Below are 19,375 nucleotides of genomic sequence, written 5' to 3'. Positions count from 1 at the left end.
AAATCTCCGACCATTGTAAAACGATGGGTTATAGGAATTCGCTTACTTTTTCATCAGGAGAAGTCCAGGTGTATATTATCATTACAGAAAATATTTTCAACAAATACAATCCCTTCTTCGCTTTCGCACAGGATCAGCCTGTCCCTGTCAAAAAGAGGGAGCCTTCTTTCCGATAGAATATCCTTGAGCTTTTTAGCTCCAAGCCTGTCACCTGCACGCCTGTTTCTAAGCAAAATCCGCTTCTCTGTCAAGGATTCTGAAAAGGTGGCAACAACATTTCTCGAAGGTACTTCGATGCTTTTTACACCTGCAGGCTTCACGATCTCAAAATCTGAGATCATTCCAGAGTCAAAGAGCCTTATCACACCGCAGGAGACCTCGAAGATAAATCCGTCCGGCATATTAAGCCTTCTGGAATCAGAACCGGATAGAAGTGATAGAGCATCATTGATATGCCTTCTCTCTGCACGGAAGCGGTTGATAAACATGTTTCGAAGAAACTGCCTTTTTTCGTAGTTTCTCAGATGGTTGAATTCCTCAAGTTCAGCCGTATCCCCGTTCTCGGCAGTCCTTGAGATAACGGGCAACTGCCTGTTCACCTCATCGCTAATGGCGGAAGCATCCTCCGCCAGACCTAGAATATTATCAATGTACTCAGGGTGTTCATCCTCCAGCACCTTTAAGATGCTCCCCCTGATCCAGTTGCGCATGTAGCGATTGTCATCATTGGTTTCATCGTAGATGTGCGAAACGGAGTTATCGGAGTTATATGTATTCACTTGTTCAGTTGATATGCTGAGCATTGGACGATGGAGCCTTTCACCACCGGAGAACACACCGAGACTGAAAACCGAAGCTCCCTGAAAAAGCCTTATGAAGACGGATTCCACAGCATCGTTCTTCGTATGTGCGGTGAGTATCAGATCAAGCCCGTTTTCATCCAGAACCCTTCTCAGTTCTCTGTAGCGAAGTTCTCTCGCTGCATGCTCGGGGGAGAGTCCCCTTTCCCTGGCGAAAGCTGGTACATCGACCTCACAGAGATAAAACGGTATGGAACGCTCAATGCAGAAGCTGCGGCAGAAAAGGGCGTCCGAAACGGCGTTGTCGCCCCTTATGCCGTGGTCAACGTGGCATGCGGAAACATCATAACCACGACAGCAAAGGTAATGAAGAAGCGATGCGGAGTCCTTTCCACCGGAGAAAGCAACGAGGAGACGTTTATCCTCGTGCTCTATCAATTCTCTTTTTAATATATCTTCAAATGATGAAGTCATCCTGCTTCTTGTATATCCCCTCGAAATCCTTCTTTTTATCGGAGAAGCCGTCACGCTCAAGGAGCCCGTAAGCGTACTGCTTCCCCTCCTCAACACCGGGCTGGTCGAAGGGGTCTACGTTGTAGGCAAGGCCTATGACGGGCACGATGAACTGATAGAGCATGAAGAGCTGTCCAAGTGTATGCTCATCAAGGACATCGATACTTATTTTAACGGAGGGTCTCCCTGTGTTTTTAAGGGCAGCCTCGGTGGCCTTAAGCTCAATGTTGCACAGCTCGCCCATACTGTGCCCGCTGAGGTAGTCGTATGCCTCGAATCCACTATTAATAGTGCGGTCACTGTCGTGGTTTTCCACCTCAATGAATGTAACCACCTTATCTTTGGGACCCTCCTTGAAAAGCTGCAGCAGTGAATGCTGGTCCACAACACCCACCGAACGCAGGGGTGTGCTTCCAAACAGAATCTCTTTACCGTCTCTGTCGTAACGCTTTCCTATACTTTCCCCCCATAGCTGGCAGTACCAGTCGGAGAAAGAGGACAGTCTTGATGTATAGGGCATCAGAACGCTGATGTTCAGACCCTTATCCATGTAATACATATAGATTGAGGCCAGAACCAGAATCTTCTCATAATCCGAGTCGCTGACGGTTCCTGCACCTTTGAGAAGCCTGTCTATATCAACGCCGAGGATAGCCGCAGGAACAAGCCCCACCGAACTCAAGACCGAATATCTGCCACCCACGCTCGGTGGAACCTCAAAGGTTTTAAGTCCCTTCTCAGCGGATATCCTCCTGAGAGCACCCTTGTCGGGGTCGGTGATGGCGCATATATGCCTGCGCACATCCTTGACATCCTTATCAAGCCATTCATATATGATGGAAAAATTTGATACAGTCTCTACGGTGCTCCCCGATTTTGTCACAACACAAACATAGGTGTCCTCGGGCTGGCACATGCGGAGTATGGTGGCGAGCTTTGAAGGGTCAACGTTGTCCGCAACCCAGAGCCTGGGCATGCTTCCACGCTCGGCGTAGGACTGGGCGTTGTAACCGTAAGGGAGCAGAGCGTTTGCAACCGCTTCAAGACCGAGGGATGAACCGCCGATTCCGATAATGATCAGATCGTTGAAGGTTCCCTTAATCTCCTTGGCGAAGTCCTTAATCTCAGCAGTATCCTGACCGGGGAGGTTCATAAAACCTACATCACCCTTATCCTTCAGCTCAATGAGGCGTGAAAGCCCCTGTCTCGCCTTCTCCTTGTACCTATCAAAGTCGGTATCTGTAAGTCCGCCGTCGATATTCACTGCGGCGGCGTAGTTATAGTCGATCTTTATTCTGTTCATCGCATTCCTCCAGAAAGCGTATGGCATCATTAAGACTGCGCACCCTCTCTACCCCATCAAGGGCATCGAGGAAGGCCTTACCGTAACTCTTGCTCAGAAGCCGTCCGTCCAGAACGACCCAAAGACCCATATCATCCTCATGGCGGAGGAGCCTTCCCACCGCCTGCTTGAAGTATATCACAGCTCTAGGGAGAAAAAAGTGCATAAAGCCGCTCCCTTTCTCCGCCTGAACCCTGTCCGCTTTTTCCCTGAGGTAAACGTCATCGGGGTATTCGAAGGGGAGCTTATCAAGGATAACACAGGACAACCCCGTATGGGCAAAGTCGACACCTTCACGGAAAACATTGCAACCTATAAAGATGCCCCCCTCCCGGGCCTCCTTGCCGTAAACATCCGAGCTCCCCTGTACGAAGAGTTTTTTATCGGGGAGATGGCTGCTAAAAAGCTCCTCAAGCTCACCCACACGGCGCAGAGAGTTGCATATGATAAGCAGGGAGCCCTCAACCCTTGAAGCAAGGGAGAGATAGAGCCCGTCCGCACCCCCGTTGTCCGGCGTTACACCTCTTGGGACGAAGAGCCTCCCCTTCTCGGCAAAATCGAAAACGGCACCCATCCTTTTTGTGCGCACCTCTTCCTTATGGTAGCCGAGCTCGTTCAGGAAGTAACCGAAGCTCTCCCCAGCCGTAAGCGTTGCACTTATGAAAACAGGTGACAGACAGCTGTTTTTTATACCTTTTCGGAAGATCTCCCCTGCTGTGAAAGGAATATACTTAACGCTCACCGAGCCAGGACCGGCATCCACAAACTTAACGCCGTCCTCACCTTTGCTGATCGGCTCAAGCTTCTTCTTAAGCTTCTTGAACGTGTCCGCAACTTCGGTTTCCTTAACACCTTCGAGCATTGCAAAGGCTGTGTTCAGGAATCGGTCTATGTCGTCCTTGCGCTCCTCGTATCTGCTTCTGCTCTCTCTGGTATCCATGAGCAGTGCGTTGTAGGATGCCTTGGCCGCATCTATCTCTTTCGGACTGAACTCGGTTTTGTTTTCTGTGATAAGCCCGAGGAAGTTACGCAGGTTTATCTCGCTCCCCGCAAAGAGGGGGAATATGTCGATGAGGCCGTGGGCCTCGTCGAAGATTATATGATCAGCAAACTCAAGGACAGATGCATGTTCACTCTCGCTCTTGAGTGCTATGTCGCTTGCGATAAGATGATGATTGGTGACAACAATGTCAGCGGCGTTTGCCAGCTCCCTCGCCCTATAGAATGAGCAAACGCTGTGGAAGGAACAGTTTGAACCCATACACTGGTAGCTGTCCGCCGTCATTCGTTCTATTATCTCACCGCCGAAGCTGCTGTAGGGGACCTCGATGATGTATTCTCCCTGCACGCTTTCGAACCAGTCTATTACATCGGGGTAGAAATCTGGGCTCGAGTGGATATGACGGAAGTAGCGGTTATGGCATATATAGTTGCGCCGCCCCTTGAGGTGATGAACATCCACCTCCCTGCCGAAAAGCTTTCGCACCGTTTCTATATCCTTATTAAGGATCTGGCTCATGAGCTGTTTCGTTTTTGTGGATATAACAACCCTGCGCTCCAGCTCGAAGGCGGGTATTAGGTATGACAGGGTTTTGCCCGAGCCTGTGGGTGCTTCCACAGCCGCCGGGAAGTAGTCATCCATGCCCTTAAAGATAAATTCGGCCGCCTCGGACTGCCCCGGCCTCGCACGGAACGAGGGGAGGAGTTTGGGGAGGTATTCGGCTTCGGTGAAATAACGTGAAATAGACATAACGCAAATGTATAGCACATTCTTGAGGGGTAAGGGAATTGTTTATTGCTCTCATATCCCGGGGAATCTTTCTGTTCCGGCTTGGGGCACAGGGTTGGCTGTTCAGATGATAACTGCACTTAAAACAAGCAGGCAAAAGTATTTGTGATGACTATCCTTACAGGGTAAATTATCCTTAAACATATCTCTTTTTTAACGGTCTAAATTCTGATAATATTATCGGCTGTGTGGAGAATGGAATGTTCAGAAAGAATCTACTATTTTTCTTAATTATTGGCATAATTACCGTTTTCGGCCACAACTGCAAGGCGGACTCCAAGACGGAAAGGCTTGCTCCACCGGAGGAAAAGCTTGCTTCGGAACGGGCAACACCCGTTGTTCGGGCCGTGCAGAAGGTGGAGAAGAGCGTTGTAAACATACGTACCGAAAAGACCGTCGAGAGACGCATAAGCCCTTTCATGAACGATCCTATATTCAATGATCCCTTCTTCGAAGATTTCTTCGGTATGCGAAAGCGTAAATACAAGACCCAGTCCCTCGGTTCGGGGGTTGTTGTAGACCGGAAAGGAACCATCGTAACAAACTACCACGTTGTTGAGGCGGCAACGAAGATCTTCGTTATATTCAGTGATGACACAAACTACGAGGCGGAGGTCATCGGCGGCGATAAGTCACTGGATCTTGCCATACTTAAGATTAAGGATGCAGACAAAAGTTTCCCCTTTGCAGAGCTAGGCACAAGTGAAGATCTTATGCTCGGCGAAACGATAATAGCCATGGGCAACCCTTACGGGCTCAACAGCTCCGTAACAACAGGCGTTATCAGCGCAACCCAGCGTGTTATGAAGATAGGGGACTATTATGCACCCTTCATCCAGACCGATGCACTCATCAACCCCGGAAACTCAGGCGGACCTCTCCTTAATATCAATGGAGATATAATAGGCATTAACTCAGCCATTTACAGGGAGGCCCAAGGTATCGGCTTCTCCATACCCATAGACACCGTGAACAGGGTTATGCCGGAGATACTCGAATACGGGCGTGTACGCAGGGGCTACCCCGGCTTTACGGTTATAGACGTCACCAGGGGTGATGACATTAAGCTCATGGTGGAAAAGGTTGATGACGGCTCGAATGCTGATAAAATCGGTCTTGAGCCGGGTGATGAGATTGTACGTATTGGTGGAGTTCCCGTCTCCTCCGCCGAAGCTATGGGGCATCTTCTCAGAAGCTATCCCCCCGGCTCACCCCTTGAGATAGCTATCCGCAGGAATGGTGAGGACTACCGCGGAAAGATCCTCATGGAGGAAAGACCCGAGGACTACGGTCTCAAGTGGCTGAAAGAGAAATACGGGATTGTCATCAGGGAAAAGAAAGGCTACCTTACCGTGAGCCAAAGCAGGGACTCAAACTATATCAGAAATGGCGATATTCTTGTCGCCGTTAATAATAATGAACTTAACAGCCTTGGGGATCTTAACAGGCTCCTCACAGAGAATGAGGGTAAATCCTTCATACTCACAGTTTACAGAGGGGACAGGCTTCTCAGGGTGAAGGTAAACCCATAAACAATTCAGGAGAACCGATGAACAAAGCACTGCTCGTTCTAACAGACGGAACCGTATTTGAGGGAAGAAGCTTTGGTGCAGAAGGCACCAGCGAAGGGGAGGTTGTTTTCAACACCTCCATGGCCGGCTATCAGGAGATTCTCACAGACCCCTCCTATGCAGGACAGATGGTTGCAATGACCTACCCGCTCATAGGGAACTACGGCGTTAACGAAGAGGACTTCGAGTCCATACGCCCCTTCCTCTCCGCATTTATCGTGAAGGAATACAGCAAGGTTCATTCAAACTACAGGGCGACCTCGAGCCTCGGCGATTTCCTGAAAAAGCACGGTATCATAGGCATCGAGGGGATAGACACGAGGATGTTAGTACGCCATATCCGAGAGCAGGGCTCCATGAACGGTATCATAAGCACGGAAACCGATGACATTGAAGACCTTAAAAAACGTGCAGCAGAGATCGAGGATATCGTCGGCAAGGATCTCGTTAAGGATGTTACCTGCAAAGAGCCCTACGAGTGGCGCCAGACAGCCTGGAGCATAGACAACGGCTACGGCGAGACGGACGGAAGCCGCATGCACATCGTTGCCGTTGACTTTGGCATAAAACAGAACATACTCCGCTATTTCGCAGAGCTCGGCTGCAGGGTTACGGTGGTTCCCGCAACCACAACCATTGAAGAGATCGATGCGCTCAACCCGGACGGCGTTTTCCTCAGCAACGGCCCCGGTGATCCTGAACCTGTAACCTACGGTATCGAGCTCACGAAACAACTCATAGGGAAATACCCCCTCTTCGGAATATGCCTGGGCAATCAGATCCTCGGCCTCGCCCTCGGGGGCAGGACATATAAGCTCAAGTTCGGCCACCACGGCGGCAACCAGCCAGTGAAGGATCTCGAAACGGGCAAGGTGGAGATATCCGCACAGAACCACTGCTTTGCAGTTGATATCGACAGTCTCGGGGATCAGGTCGAGGTTACGCATATAAACCTTAACGACAAGACCGTTGAGGGTCTGCGCCACAGAGAACACCCTATATTCTCCGTTCAGTACCATCCGGAGAACGGACCCGGGCCCCATGATGCAACCTACCTTTTTGAACGCTTTGTAAAGCTTGTGGAGAGCAGCAGATAGGATGATTCTGCGTATAATCGTTCTTGTAATAACACTCGCCTTTGCAGGCTCCTTCCTTGCGGGGTGGTGGATTACGGAGAATGAAAAATTCCTGAAAAACAATAACGTTACGATAGAGCTGGATATACCCAAAAACGGTACATTCAACGAGGTCTACGATCGTGTTTTCAAGCATATGGAAACGCCCCCTTTCTTCCGTGAGTATCTTATTTACGTCAAAAAGGCGGACAGAAGGATCAAATACGGCTACTACAACGCCGAGGGCACAAGCCTTAAGGAGCTGATGGAGGCTATCTACAAGGGGGCTCAGTCCACCATGAAGATAACCTTCCCCGAGGGGTACAACATCCACGACATGGCCAATGTTATTGAAGAGAAGAAGATGGCCGGCGCCGAGGAGTTCCTGAAGGCATGCCTTGACGATGACTTCATCAAAAAACTTACCGGATACGATGCCCCCACCATAGAAGGTTTCCTCTATCCGGACACATACTACTTCGCACCCTACACAAAACCGGACTATATAATCCGAACCATGTACGCCAACTTCAAGGACAACCTTCCCGAGAATTTCGGCGAAAAGGTGGGGAGATACGGGCTCAGCGAGTATGAGGGAGTTATCCTAGCCTCTATTATACAGAAGGAGACATACAGAATCGAGGAATCGAAGCTGGTGGCCTCCGTCTTCTACAACAGGCTCAAGCGGGGGATGCGTCTGCAGGCGGATCCCACAATAATCTACGGGAAATACGCCGAATTCGACGGCAATATCCGAAAAAGTGATATAAAGGATGATACAAACCCATACAACACCTACCAGATAAAAGGACTGCCCCCTACCCCCATATCAAACCCCAGCAGACAGGCCCTTGAGGCTGCAGCAGAGCCGGCGGATACCCGCTATCTCTACTTTGTAGCCACCAAGGAGGGGAAGCACGTCTTCAGCAAATCTTACAGGGAACACAGGCGCAACGTATACATCCACCAGAAGAAACGCTAAGCATAAAAAGCCTTGATTTTTCAGCCGTCCGCTGTAGGCTTTAACTTTGAAGGAGACAGAAATGAGAACAGCGACAATAGATATTGGCTCCAACGCGGTACGACTCCTCATTGCGGATGTTGAGGACGGCAAAATCACAAATTATCTTCAGCACGGCAGACACATAACTCGCCTCGGCGACAAGATGGGGCAAACAGGGAAGCTTTCAGAAGAGTCCGTTGTTAGAACCCTGAAAGCTCTGCAGGAATTCGGCTCCACTATCATCGAATACGACTGCAAAAAGCTTAAAACCGTTGCCACCAGTGCAGTGCGTGAGGCGGAGAACCCCGAGCTTCTTATTGATGCAGCCAAGGAGATGGGCTTTGATATCGAGGTTATCGACGGCCACACCGAGGCCTCCCTCATATACAAGGGCGCCGTATCAGGTATTGAAACCGAACACCAGAACACACTCCTCTTTGATATAGGAGGGGGATCCACAGAGTTTATCTACGCCAAGGCAGGTGAAAAACCCGCGGCACTCTCCGTTCCCCTCGGTGTTGTTAAGCTTGCGGATCTGTACGACTTCTCCGGCCCCTGCATCGAAGAACACATGGATAAGATGAAGATCCCGATATACAACGTGATTAGCGAAGTGAACAAACATATGAACTGCGAGCCGGAGATCTTGATCGCTAGCGCAGGAACACCCACCACCCTTGCTGCCATCGACCTCGAGATGGAGGAATACGACTGGAAACAGGTAAACGGCCACGTCCTCACCCGTGAGGCGATTGGCAGTATATTCGAAAGACTCAGCACCGTAAGCGGTGAGGAGCGTCTGAAGATAAAAGGCATGGAGGAGGGAAGGGAGGATCTGATAATCCCCGGAACCCTCATAACCATGGAGATGATGGATATGTTCGGCATGGAAAGGCTAACTGTATCCGATTTTGGGCTCAGGGAGGGTCTGGCAATTGCCGTTTCTGAATTATAGCATCCTCGCCACACCCCTAGTTACGGGATTTGTGGGTTACGTTACAAACTGGCTCGCCATCAAGATGCTCTTCCGCCCCCATAAGAGGAAATGGTACACCCTCGGATGGCAGGGTGTAATCCCCCGCAAGCGTGCCATGCTCGCCGAGAAGGTGGGCGGTCTTGTGGGTGAAAAGCTCATCGGCGAAGAGGAGATCGTTAGGGCTGTTAAATCCGAATCGGTTCAGAACGCCCTTGCCTCCACCATCGAATCGGAACTGACCGACTACCTCAGCCGAGACTGGGGCACCGTGGCGGAGATACTCTCCAAGCTTGGCCTCCCCCCTGAAACATTAGAAAAAAAGATCCGTGAAATCCTTGATGATGAGCGTGTGGAAGCGGCGGTGAAGTCCGCCATTGAGGAGATAGCCTCCGGTGCTGTGGACAGAGTTGCGGACATGCGTCTGAGCGAACTCATCGGGGATGGGGAAAACCTGAAAAGCCTCGTGGAGAACGCCGTTAAATCGGGGCGCTGGCAGGGGATGGTTATAAACGAACTCTCCAACAAGCTCAACAACCTCGTACTCTCCGGCAAATCTATTGCGGATCTTCTACCCGACAAGGTTTTATCATCCGTACCAGGCTTTTCAGAGTATATAACCGACAGGGGTGTGGACTTCCTCGACAAGCTCCTTCAGGAGCCCGAAACAAGGGCGAAACTATCCAAAAAGCTCGTTAAGCTCAAGGACAGCCTGTTCACCGGAAGCGGGTTCGACCAGCTCAAGCACGGTTTTGTGAACATGTTCCTCAACGAAGACAGTATAACGGATCTGGTTAATGACCATCTCCCCAGCCTAGTCAAAAGCATAAGACAGGATGAGGCTCTGAAAGGGAAGATATGCAAAGGCATTGAAGACAAGATTAACGAGTTCCTCAAGAAGCCTCTCTACACCCATGCCGGCAACATCGGCTTTGAGACCGTCTATGAGGTTCGCGGTGAATACGTGGGGATGCTGAGAGAGTATCTTTGCTCCGAAAGCTTTGTGAACCGCATAACAGACACCGTAAAGGGGATGATAGACGAGGATCCGGACAGAACCGTGGGCTCTGCGGCGAAGAGTATGGGGTTTGACCTCAGCGACGGTTCCCTCGCAAAGCTTGCAGCAGATACCGTTATCTCCGGTGGAAGCTTCAAGGAGAAGCTTCCTAAGACCATCGTAGGCATGACAGAGAAGATTCACATCAGGGGGCTCTACGACCACATCCCTAAGAAGGCCTTCCTCAACATAAAGACAAAACTCAGGGATGAGATAAACACAGTAATGGAAAAGAACGTTCCCGGAATGCTCAGGGCTGTGGACCTTCCAAAGATAGTAGAACAGAAGATAAATACCCTGAATCTCTACGAGGTGGAGGACCTTCTCTTTGACTTCATGAAGGACCAGTTCCGCTGGATCAATATCCTTGGTTTCTTCCTCGGCTTCTTCTTCGGGTGTGTACAGGTACTGATTATCCATCTCATGGGATAACACTCATAGAAGACTATCTGGTAAAACCCTATTATCAAATATGAAACTTTTTTTTACTTGTATACTTTGAATTTCTGGTGCATCTTGTGTTTGTGTGGTTTCAAATCATTTTACACTTACTAATGACTATTTAGAGCGTTAATTTGAGCGCATAGGGTGCGGTGTTGGCAGATATTGATATATTTGACATCATACAAAACGAGCGGGTTATTACAGAGTTCCAGCCGATCATCAGCCTCAAGGAGCGTAAGATGGTCGGAATCGAGGCTCTCAGCCGAGGCGTTAAGCCGGAGTGCGGCTCTGTAATTCCACCTGTCACCATGTTTGAGAAGGCAAAGGAGAACAACTGCCTCGTTGAGCTGGACAGGCTCTGCCGCAGAACCGCTGTGAACAACTTCTGCCGCATAAACAACAGAGATGACCTCATTCTCTTTGTAAACCTTGATGCTTCGATTCTCGACCTCATAGAGGACACGGGCATGTCTTGGACAAAACGCTTCGCCGACGAGGCCGGTGTGGACTGCCGCATGATAGCCATAGAGATAGTTGAATCCAAGATAGACCGTAACGAATTCTTGAGCGACTTTGTCTCCAGACACCGTGATTACGGCTTCTTTGTAACCCTCGACGATTTCGGAGCATTCCATTCAAACCTCGACCGCATCATTAAATCAAAGCCCAACATCATAAAGATAGACCGCTCTCTCATCGCAGATATGAACCGGGACTACTACCGCCAGAGTATAATAAAATCTATCATAGACCTCTCCAAGAAGATCGGCTCCCTCACCCTGGCAGAGGGTCTAGAGACCGAAGAGGATATCGTAAAATGCTACGAGCTCGGTGTGGACCTTTTTCAGGGGTTCTACTTCTCCAAGCCTGTGAACGACTTCACCAAGCTGAATAATTGCTGCAGTGATAAGATAAACCACATATCAAGCCAGATTCGAACCCACCTCAGCTCCATCATTGAGAACAAACAGAAGCAGCACAAAAGGTTCGAAGAGATAACCGAAATTATCCTGAACGGCATAAACAACAAGCCCGCAGAACTACGGCAAGGGTTGATGGAAGAGATGGTGCGCAGCCATCCGGAGATCGAATGTTTATTCTTCCTTGATGCCAACGGCATACAATCCACAGAGACAGTATGCTGCGAAAACGTTGTCAAAAAAGCTTCCCATAGGCTTTTCAGCCCTTCCGGCGCAGGCTCCGACCACTCCCTGAAGGATTACTACTACTTCCTCAAACAGCTCAGCATAAAAAAATTCTACACCGACCCCTACATTTCCCTCGCAACCGGGGAGCTTTGCAGAACTATGTCCATGATTTTCAAATCGGGTGAAGAGGAGGAGATCCTCTGCATCGATTTCATAGACCGCTCCCCCGGAACCGCCCACCCCAAAGCAATGCACTGAACATGAGCAGTTTTCACACTGTGTTTTTCAGCTTTACTTTCTATCATCTAGAGGCTAAGTTAGCCATCGATGAAGGTTAAGGATTAATGGATAATAACGATTTCCAGATTGACAGGATCATTGAAAACGAGGATATAATCACCGATTTTCAGCCGATTGTATGCCTCAAGAAGAAGAGGATCGTGGGTCTTGAAGCACTCAGCCGCGGCTACTGCCGTGAGAATGACGAGATCATCCCCCCTTTTCGCCTGTTCTCCCGGGCTAAGGAAACCGGCAATGACACCAAACTGGACCGACTCTGCCGTAAAACAGCCCCTGAATTCAACTAGCAAGTGCAACGGGGTCTATAGAGAATAGTATCTGGTTAGGAGTTTTATATCCAGTTGCTTTTCTTGGTCTGTTGTTTAGTTTCTGCATAATATTCTGAATCTCTATATCATCAACACTTTCAAGCATCCTACTCTTTGGTACATACTGCCTAATGAGTCCGTTTGTATTTTCGTTTATTCCGCGTTCCCACGAAGCATATGGATGAGCAAAGTAGAATTCAGCCCCTAGTATCTCAGATATTTCGGCATGTCCTGCAAACTCTTTCCCGTTATCGGAAGTGATTGTATGGACTAGGTGTGATATCGGTTTCAACATTTCTATAACCGCTTTTGTCACCAGTACAGCAGTCTTTCTTTCTACCTTGCGTATAAGTGTCAGATAAGACTTCCGCTCAATAAGAGAAACAATCGCCTGCTTGTTCCCTTTTCCTATAACTGTATCCACTTCCCAGTCTCCGAATCTCGCTTTCTCTTCTACAATACTTGGACGCTGCTCAATGCTTAACTTGCCATGTATCTCTCCTCTGCGTTCATAAACACCATATCGCTTCCTGCGTTTTCTTCGGCAACGCAGGTGAGTATAAAGTGTTCCACCATGACTTTTATCTTCAAGAATGTGCTGGTAGATACGCTCATGACTTACGTTTATTCCATAATTTTGATTTAGCCAATTGCTCACCTGCTCAGGGCTCCAGTCTTCAAGCAGAAGACGTTCAACAAAATACCATTCAGTTTGTGCAATCCGTCTTGGGACCTTGTCCATTCTTCGTTCAATAGCTTTGCGATGAGCTTGCTTTGGGCGATAACCACGACCTCCTGTGTTTCTGCGTAACTCTCGGCTGATGGTAGATTTATGTACTTTAAGCAAATCAGCTATGTCCGTCTGAGAATGTCCGGTTTTCCTCAGCACATAAATCTGGTACCTTTGTTCACGGGTCAGGTGTGTATAGTTCTTCATTCGGTGCTCCTTTGACGTGGTGGTTAAAGAGCTACGATGCTAACGCACCTGACCTCTTTTGACCACTACTTAAAAGTTGCACTTAATTATTGAATCCAGGGCCATCAGAAATTTCAAAAAGCTTAAAAACGTAAAGGATGTGGTTCTGTTCGTTAACCTCGATGCATCCATCCTTGACGGCAACAGAGGGATAAGCAAATACTGGACGAAGCATTTCGCCGAGGAGGAGGGGCTGGATTTTCGTTCCATTGCCGTTGAGATTGTTGAATCGAGGATCGAGAACAATGAGAACCTCACAGAGATTATCGAAAGCTACAAAGCAACTGGATTCTTTGTGGTTCTTGATGATTTCGGCGCACTCCATTCAAACCTGAACCGTATTGTTCTGGCCAAGCCGGATATCATAAAAATCGACCGCTACCTTGTTGATAACGTCAGTAACGATTATTACCAGCAGAGCATCATCCAGTCGATCATAGACCTCGCCAAAAAGATAGGCTCCCTGACACTGGCGGAGGGACTGGAAAACGAGGAGGACGTGCTTAAATGCTATGAGCTAGGCATAGATCTCTTCCAAGGCTACTATTTCGCCACACCCCAACCCTTCACCGAAGAGGTTGAAGAGAAATGTGTCAACAAGCTCCATTTCATATCCCACAAGGTTAAGCACCATATAATAAATACAATCAACCACAACCAGTCCCAGCAGAGCAAGCACGAGGAGACTATGAACTTCATCGTGGACAACCTTTCCGGCATGCACGTTGGTGATTATTTTACCCATCTGGAGAGGATCGCCTGCGAGCTGAACGAGGTGGAGTGCATATACCTGCTGGACAGCCGCGGGATACAGCTCGGGCCGACGGTGTGCAACAGAACAGTCTGCGATATGAAGGAACAGCGGCTTATCTTCAAGCCGGCAGACAACAGTGCTGATCATTCGCTGAAGGACTATTACTACTACGTGAATCACCTTAACATTGACCGCTTCTACACCGACCCCTACATATCCCTCGCCACAGGATACCTCTGCCGCACCCTATCCCAGAGGCTTCAGACCTCCACGGGAACGTACATCCTCTGCGTGGACTTCATCGATAAGAAGCTCAGGAATATCTAAAGAACGGGGCCCAGAGTCCTGCACATCCCCTCGAAAATCTTAATGGCAAAGGGGCGGTTTTTGACATCGCCGTAATCAAGCTTGTCCGAATTCTCAAGGTAGAAGCGGATGAGCTTATCCGTCTCATTGGCAAAATCCCCCGAATATGCCGCAATATTAAGCTCGAAGTTAATACGGAAGCTCCTGCCGTCCATGTTGGCAGAACCCATAATAACAAAATAGCCGTCCACAACAACGATCTTGGCGTGGAGCATCATCCCCTTTGTCTCGTATATCTCAACACCATTCTCCAGAAGCTCCTCATAGTATGAACGTCCTGCGGCAGCGGCTATAGGCTGATTATTCTTACCCGGCAGAATTACCTTAACCTTTATCCCGAGGGCACTGATATTCTTAAGAGTCTCCATAACAGGCTGGTCTGGAACGAGATACGGGGTTACGATAACCACAGAATCCTTGGCACGGTTAAGGGTGGTAAAGATTGTGTTATATATATGATGCTTGGCGAGATGCGGGCCGGAGGGTATTATCTGCAGGGCGGTTTCTCCCCCCTCCTGTTCCTCGTGTGTGAATATATCCGTTATATCCTCACCCGAGGCAAATAGCCAGTCCTCGGCGAAAAGCTCCTCCATGGAGCGCACTGCATCGCCGGAGAAGCTGAGGTGGGCATCGTACCACTTCCTGCTTCCGTCACTGTCGCCGGAATACTCCTTGCCTATGTTCATCCCCCCTGTGTAGCATATAGAACCGTCAATAACTGCTATCTTTCTGTGGTTGCGAAAGTTTACACGGGATATCGTCTTAAGCCCGAGGGGTGGATGGAACACGGTAACGTTAGCTTTACTCTCTTTCAACCTTCTATAGACCTTGGAGAATGTGAAGAAGAAGGAGCCCAGACCGTCTATAAGCAGGTATACCTTAACCCCCTCCTCCGCTTTTCTTATGAGAAGGTTTGAGAAATACCTGCCGGTTTCATCATTTTTAAATACATAGTACTCGATAACGATGTACTTTCGTGCTTTCTTTATACTCTCTGCCAGGCGAACATACTTCTCCCCGCCGTCCGGGATAAGCTCCAGATTGCAGCAGAGCTGGGGGGGTATCCCTGTAACACGCTCCACAGCCTCTCCCAATCCGCTTTTATCAAACTCTTCGCTGTGGCTGTAGAACTGCTCGACTTCAAGGGTCTTGTACTCACTGAACTTCTCGTCCACCATACGACGCAGGCGTGGGTTTCCGAACAGAATATACAGAAAGGCTCCCACAAAGGGAAATAGAATAACGGCCATAAGCCAGGCGAAGTTGGCCCTGGCCTCCTTCCGGCCGGACAGGATAACAAGAACAAGGATAATGGATATAATCTCCCCGAGATGCTGGAAGACTATGTTGAAGATTGTCAGCATCGGCTCCCCTGAACCAACCCCTTATCACGGCTTAAGCGTTCAAGGAGCTGTATAAAATCGTTCTTTGATATATCCCAGACGGGCGCAATAAGCGTATCGCCGGCGGCATCCCCCATAAGCCGGGAGACAACGATATCGGAATGAAGCTCCGCCAGACATTCCAAAAGCATCTCCGCATACTCCTCCGGTGTGCTGAGCTTAAGCCCGCCTTCAGCGTAAAGCTTCGCCAGGGGCGTTCCCTTAACGACATGGAGGTGGTGAAACTTAACCGAATGCACCCCCATATCCGAAACAAGCCTAGCACTCTCTCTCATATCTGCAATTGTATCACCAGGAAGCCCAAGGATCAAATGAGCACACGTTCCAATACCTCGTTCACGGCATCTTTCAACGGTATCAATAAACTCACGCACGCCATGCCCCCTGTTCATCCATTCCAGAGTTCTATCATTGCCGGACTGCAGACCAAGCTCAAGAACAACCTCATAGCGTTTATCAAGCTCCGCCAGATAGTCAAGGATCTCATCCGATACCACATCGGGTCGTGTGCCTATGTGGATTGCATTTATCCGTTCATCTATGAGGGATTCCTCTATCCTGCTCCTCACCGTCTCCAGATCGCCGTAGGTATTCGAATAGGACTGGAAGTATACGATGAAGCTGTTTATACCCTTCTTTTCGAGTTTTTCGATGCGGGAGCGCACCTGTTCTGCTATCCCCCCCTCTTCGGCACCGGAGAAGCTCTCGTTACTGCAGTATATACATCCCCCTGTGCCGGAGGTTCCGTCACGGTTCGGGCATGTAAAGCCGGCCTCCACCGGAATCTTCCATGTTTTCTCCCCGAAACGTTCCCTGAGATAGCTGTTCAGGCTTCTATAGATCATATTTTCTCCCGATTTTGTGGGCATTTTCTTTAAGGTTGTAATATTATGAAGAATATTCTAGATTGTGTAAATTTAAAATCGGAGGAGACAATGGCTCTAAGTTCCGAGCTTATGGAAGTTCTTGCCTGCCCCAAGTGTAAAGAAGGGGTTAGAGAGTCCGGCGACGGTAAATACATCGTCTGCGACAAGTGCAGCCTGCTCTATGAGATAAGGGAGGATATCCCCGTTATGCTCATCGACGAGGCTGAGAAGGTAGAGGACACAAGCGGGTACTGATTATGGAAATACTCAGCTCGGCCCAGATGGGTGAAGCGGACAGATACACCATCGAGGAGATCGGCATACCCTCTGCGGTTCTCATGGAGAATGCGGCGAGAAGCGTATACGAGTTCTTCGAATCACTCGATATAGATAAGGACAGTATAGCTGTTGTCTGCGGCGGCGGAAACAACGGCGGCGATGGCCTCGCCCTCGCCCGTCTCCTTATAAACGCAGGCTTCGATACGGATATATTCCTCGCCTCAAACCCCGAAAAGCTCAAAGGGGATGCGAAGCTGAACTACGACATCCTTACAAAGTACCCTGCAAGGATATACGAAATAGATGAGGAGCCCTCCTTCCCCGTATACGATGTAGTCTTCGATGCCATCTTCGGCACAGGTCTGTCCCGTCCGGCGGAGGGGCGTTACACAGATATTATCGAAGCGGTGAACATCTCACCCGCCTTCGTTATCAGCATAGATATCCCGAGCGGCCTATACGGCTCCAGCCATCAGGTTCCGGGTACTGTAATTAAGGCAGATGCCACGGTTACCTTCTGCCGCCCGAAGATCCCCCACTGCATGTTTCCCGCAAAGAAATACTGCGGCGAGACGGTTATTACCGACATATCCATCCCCGACTTTGCTGTGGACAAAACCGAATGCTCCACATTCCTCATATCCCCCTTCAACCTCCCTCTTTTCCCCCCGAGGGAACCGGATGCACACAAGGGGAGCTACGGACACGCCCTCATAATGGGGGGCTCAACCGGAAAATCAGGAGCCGCTGTTATAGCCTCCCTCGCCTGCGCAAGGACAGGGGCCGGTCTCACAACCTGCATGCTACCCGGCAAGCTCAACGGCATTCTGGACAACCTCGCACCCGAGATAATGAGCCATCCCGTGGGGGATACAGACTATTTCGATATTAAGCACTTCGACGATGCCATCTCCACTGCAGGGGATAAAACCGTAATCGCCGCCGGACCCGGCATAGGAAGGGAAAAATCCATAGGTGACTTCCTCAAGGCGATGATATTCAGTACAAAACAGCAGATAGTAATAGATGCGGACGGACTCTGGCACCTTGACAGCCAGACCCTTGAAAAGTTACGATTCCGGGCTATATTGACACCCCACATCGGCGAATTCGCAAAGCTCACCGGCCTCAGCAACGAAGAGGTACTCGAGAACAGGCTTGAGCTTGCTGGAAAGTTTGCTGTTGAGAAGGGGGTTACCCTTGTTCTCAAGAGTGCAGACACCTTGATAGCCCTTCCCGACGGCCGTGTTTTTGTGAACAGTACGGGAAGCCCCGCCCTCGCCAAAGGGGGTAGCGGAGACTGCCTCGCTGGGATAATAACCGGACTCCTCGCACAGGGCTTCAGCCCAGAGGATGCCGCAAAGCTCGGTTGCTGGGCGATGGGGCGAACGGCGGAGATACTCGCCGAGGAAACAAGGGAGAACCACATACTCACAGGAGACATAGTTGACAACCTCTGGGCCGCTTTCAGCGAACTCGACTTTCAGGACTGAATCACCCGAAGAAACGGCGGAACTTGCCGCAAAACTGATAGATAAGCTCAAGGGGAGAACCGTTTTCCTCAACGGCGGGCTGGGTGCAGGTAAAACAACCTTTGTTAAGGCCTTCGCCGCAAAAACCGGATGCGGTTCGGACAGCTCAAGCCCAACGTTTACCCTGCTCCAGAGATACGGCGGAGAGGAGCACACCGTGCTACACTACGATCTCTACCGCCTCGAACACCCCGAAGAGCTTGAAACCATCGGCTTCTACGAGAGCATCGAAGAGGAAGGTACAAGATTCATCGAATGGGCGGAGAAGTTCCCCCTTGAGGATGAGCTTGAGGACTATATAAGAATAAGCATTAAAAACCCCGGCGGAAACGTTCGGGAATTTGTCATAGAAGAGGATTGAATGACACCCAAATACTGCCCCTACTGCAGTGAAACAAGGCTCGAGGAACTGCAGCCCACAGAGGTTGCCATAGACAACGTTATCTGGACCATATACCACTACGAGTGCCAGTTCTGCGGCGAGATTTTCGACCGCATAGTCCCCGAAGGGGAGCTTGAGTGGGAGGCTATGGACGAGGACGACATTATGGAGAGTGATGATTATGGCCAAGGATACCAGCACTGACATTTTTATGCACCTCTCCGAAGAAGAGCTTAACAAGATTATGCTCCTCAAAAGCGGCCTTGAGGACCTGAACCTCATAGTTCAGGAGATCGAAAACACCTACAATAAGCTGAGCACCGAAGAACTGCCCGAATCAGAAACCAACTACCACCGATACCGGCTTAAAACACTGGAAAAGCTCCTGGCGGATATAAACGGCAAAGTTAATGACGCCCTGGATCAGACGGTGGATAAATCTAAACTATCTTAA

Annotated in this window: 19 protein-coding genes; 13 read left to right on the top strand and 6 right to left on the bottom strand. The window is 49.6% G+C overall.

The features are described from left to right. Window positions 1-53 precede the first annotated feature (53 nt). From tilS to K300_RS0100705, 3 genes are read right to left on the bottom strand one after another with little or no spacing between them, the layout of a single operon-like run. Window positions 54-1,238 (bottom strand): tRNA lysidine(34) synthetase TilS, encoded by a 1,185-nt coding sequence (gene tilS / locus K300_RS0100715; protein ID WP_162139828.1) that lies wholly within the window; start codon window positions 1,236-1,238, stop codon window positions 54-56. A gap of 19 nt (window positions 1,239-1,257) precedes the next feature. Further along, window positions 1,258-2,616 carry a hypothetical protein gene (locus tag K300_RS0100710; protein ID WP_022849737.1) on the bottom strand — a complete coding sequence of 453 codons (1,359 nt, stop codon included), beginning with the start codon at window positions 2,614-2,616 and terminating at the stop codon, window positions 1,258-1,260. Continuing rightward, a complete protein-coding gene (locus K300_RS0100705) occupies window positions 2,591-4,405 on the bottom strand; it encodes an ATP-dependent DNA helicase (protein ID WP_022849736.1) in 1,815 nt (604 codons plus the stop codon). The genes K300_RS0100710 and K300_RS0100705 overlap by 26 nt, the downstream gene beginning before the upstream one ends. Window positions 4,406-4,644: 239 nt before the next feature. Between K300_RS0100705 and K300_RS14085 the strand changes: the two genes are divergently transcribed. The 7 genes from K300_RS14085 (at window position 4,645) to K300_RS0100670 (ending at window position 12,342) form a co-directional block, all read left to right on the top strand. After that, window positions 4,645-5,976 (top strand): trypsin-like peptidase domain-containing protein, encoded by a 1,332-nt coding sequence (locus K300_RS14085; protein WP_022849735.1) that lies wholly within the window; start codon window positions 4,645-4,647, stop codon window positions 5,974-5,976. A 17-nt stretch (window positions 5,977-5,993) separates the two neighbouring features. Beyond that, window positions 5,994-7,112, top strand: a complete 1,119-nt coding sequence (carA, locus tag K300_RS0100695; RefSeq protein ID WP_022849734.1) for a glutamine-hydrolyzing carbamoyl-phosphate synthase small subunit — start codon at window positions 5,994-5,996, stop codon at window positions 7,110-7,112. Window position 7,113: 1 nt separating this feature from the next. Then, window positions 7,114-8,112 carry an endolytic transglycosylase MltG gene (gene mltG, locus K300_RS0100690; protein ID WP_022849733.1) on the top strand — a complete coding sequence of 333 codons (999 nt, stop codon included), beginning with the start codon at window positions 7,114-7,116 and terminating at the stop codon, window positions 8,110-8,112. A gap of 61 nt (window positions 8,113-8,173) precedes the next feature. Continuing rightward, window positions 8,174-9,088, top strand: a complete 915-nt coding sequence (locus K300_RS0100685; RefSeq protein ID WP_022849732.1) for a Ppx/GppA phosphatase family protein — start codon at window positions 8,174-8,176, stop codon at window positions 9,086-9,088. After that, window positions 9,069-10,595 (top strand): DUF445 family protein, encoded by a 1,527-nt coding sequence (locus K300_RS0100680; RefSeq protein WP_022849731.1) that lies wholly within the window; start codon window positions 9,069-9,071, stop codon window positions 10,593-10,595. Before K300_RS0100685 ends, K300_RS0100680 begins: the two co-directional genes overlap by 20 nt. Window positions 10,596-10,759: 164 nt before the next feature. Then, window positions 10,760-12,013, top strand: a complete 1,254-nt coding sequence (locus tag K300_RS0100675) for an EAL domain-containing protein (RefSeq protein WP_022849730.1) — start codon at window positions 10,760-10,762, stop codon at window positions 12,011-12,013. 86 nt (window positions 12,014-12,099) lie between these two features. Next, window positions 12,100-12,342, top strand: a complete 243-nt coding sequence (locus tag K300_RS0100670) for an EAL domain-containing protein (RefSeq protein ID WP_022849729.1) — start codon at window positions 12,100-12,102, stop codon at window positions 12,340-12,342. Here K300_RS0100670 and K300_RS0100665 read toward each other — a convergent pair. Next, window positions 12,335-13,300, bottom strand: coding sequence for an IS30 family transposase (locus K300_RS0100665; protein ID WP_022849682.1), 966 nt, complete (start codon window positions 13,298-13,300; stop codon window positions 12,335-12,337). The two genes, K300_RS0100670 and K300_RS0100665, sit on opposite strands and share 8 nt — an antisense overlap. A 76-nt stretch (window positions 13,301-13,376) precedes the next feature. On the opposite strand from K300_RS0100665, the gene K300_RS0100660 reads away from it, so the two are divergent. Next, on the top strand, window positions 13,377-14,420 hold the full coding sequence (locus K300_RS0100660) for an EAL domain-containing protein (RefSeq protein WP_022849728.1): 1,044 nt from the start codon (window positions 13,377-13,379) through the stop codon (window positions 14,418-14,420). Here K300_RS0100660 and cls read toward each other — a convergent pair. Both cls and mnmL read right to left on the bottom strand, forming a co-directional pair. Beyond that, window positions 14,417-15,823, bottom strand: coding sequence for a cardiolipin synthase (gene cls, locus K300_RS0100655; RefSeq protein ID WP_022849727.1), 1,407 nt, complete (start codon window positions 15,821-15,823; stop codon window positions 14,417-14,419). The genes K300_RS0100660 and cls overlap by 4 nt on opposite strands. Beyond that, window positions 15,817-16,707: a tRNA modification radical SAM protein MnmL/YtqA gene (gene mnmL / locus K300_RS0100650; protein ID WP_022849726.1), complete on the bottom strand. Its 891-nt coding sequence runs from the start codon at window positions 16,705-16,707 to the stop codon at window positions 15,817-15,819. The genes cls and mnmL overlap by 7 nt, the downstream gene beginning before the upstream one ends. 90 nt (window positions 16,708-16,797) lie before the next feature. Here mnmL and K300_RS0100645 point away from each other — a divergent pair, with 90 nt between their 5' ends. The 5 genes from K300_RS0100645 to K300_RS0100625 are packed head-to-tail and all read left to right on the top strand — an operon-like array spanning window position 16,798 to window position 19,375. Then, on the top strand, window positions 16,798-16,983 hold the full coding sequence (locus K300_RS0100645) for a Trm112 family protein (RefSeq protein ID WP_022849725.1): 186 nt from the start codon (window positions 16,798-16,800) through the stop codon (window positions 16,981-16,983). A gap of 2 nt (window positions 16,984-16,985) precedes the next feature. Continuing rightward, window positions 16,986-18,500: a bifunctional ADP-dependent NAD(P)H-hydrate dehydratase/NAD(P)H-hydrate epimerase gene (locus K300_RS0100640; protein ID WP_022849724.1), complete on the top strand. Its 1,515-nt coding sequence runs from the start codon at window positions 16,986-16,988 to the stop codon at window positions 18,498-18,500. Then, window positions 18,454-18,900, top strand: coding sequence for a tRNA (adenosine(37)-N6)-threonylcarbamoyltransferase complex ATPase subunit type 1 TsaE (gene tsaE, locus K300_RS14080; RefSeq protein ID WP_022849723.1), 447 nt, complete (start codon window positions 18,454-18,456; stop codon window positions 18,898-18,900). Before K300_RS0100640 ends, tsaE begins: the two co-directional genes overlap by 47 nt. Further along, window positions 18,901-19,125 carry a hypothetical protein gene (locus tag K300_RS0100630; RefSeq protein ID WP_022849722.1) on the top strand — a complete coding sequence of 75 codons (225 nt, stop codon included), beginning with the start codon at window positions 18,901-18,903 and terminating at the stop codon, window positions 19,123-19,125. Continuing rightward, on the top strand, window positions 19,103-19,375 hold the full coding sequence (locus K300_RS0100625) for a hypothetical protein (protein WP_022849721.1): 273 nt from the start codon (window positions 19,103-19,105) through the stop codon (window positions 19,373-19,375). The genes K300_RS0100630 and K300_RS0100625 overlap by 23 nt, the downstream gene beginning before the upstream one ends.

Origin of the sequence: Limisalsivibrio acetivorans, from assembly GCF_000421105.1 — a bacterium.
Classification (GTDB): Bacteria; Chrysiogenota; Deferribacteres; order Deferribacterales; family Geovibrionaceae; genus Limisalsivibrio; species Limisalsivibrio acetivorans.
This window is presented reverse-complemented; position numbering and strand designations above follow the sequence as displayed.

Bases quoted from the DNA above. Each gene is read 5' to 3' on its own strand.
- K300_RS0100640 (WP_022849724.1), top strand. From the start codon at position 16,986: ATGGAAATACTCAGCTCGGCCCAGATGGGTGAAGCGGACAGATACACC.
- K300_RS14085 (WP_022849735.1), top strand. From the start codon at position 4,645: ATGTTCAGAAAGAATCTACTATTTTTCTTAATTATTGGCATAATTACC.
- K300_RS0100685 (WP_022849732.1), top strand. From the start codon at position 8,174: ATGAGAACAGCGACAATAGATATTGGCTCCAACGCGGTACGACTCCTC.
- K300_RS0100705 (WP_022849736.1), bottom strand. From the start codon at position 4,405: ATGTCTATTTCACGTTATTTCACCGAAGCCGAATACCTCCCCAAACTC.
- K300_RS0100665 (WP_022849682.1), bottom strand. From the start codon at position 13,300: ATGAAGAACTATACACACCTGACCCGTGAACAAAGGTACCAGATTTAT.
- K300_RS0100645 (WP_022849725.1), top strand. From the start codon at position 16,798: ATGGCTCTAAGTTCCGAGCTTATGGAAGTTCTTGCCTGCCCCAAGTGT.
- K300_RS0100710 (WP_022849737.1), bottom strand. From the start codon at position 2,616: ATGAACAGAATAAAGATCGACTATAACTACGCCGCCGCAGTGAATATC.
- mltG (WP_022849733.1), top strand. From the start codon at position 7,114: ATGATTCTGCGTATAATCGTTCTTGTAATAACACTCGCCTTTGCAGGC.
- cls (WP_022849727.1), bottom strand. From the start codon at position 15,823: ATGCTGACAATCTTCAACATAGTCTTCCAGCATCTCGGGGAGATTATA.
- K300_RS0100625 (WP_022849721.1), top strand. From the start codon at position 19,103: ATGGCCAAGGATACCAGCACTGACATTTTTATGCACCTCTCCGAAGAA.
- K300_RS0100670 (WP_022849729.1), top strand. From the start codon at position 12,100: ATGGATAATAACGATTTCCAGATTGACAGGATCATTGAAAACGAGGAT.
- mnmL (WP_022849726.1), bottom strand. From the start codon at position 16,707: ATGATCTATAGAAGCCTGAACAGCTATCTCAGGGAACGTTTCGGGGAG.
- carA (WP_022849734.1), top strand. From the start codon at position 5,994: ATGAACAAAGCACTGCTCGTTCTAACAGACGGAACCGTATTTGAGGGA.
- K300_RS0100630 (WP_022849722.1), top strand. From the start codon at position 18,901: ATGACACCCAAATACTGCCCCTACTGCAGTGAAACAAGGCTCGAGGAA.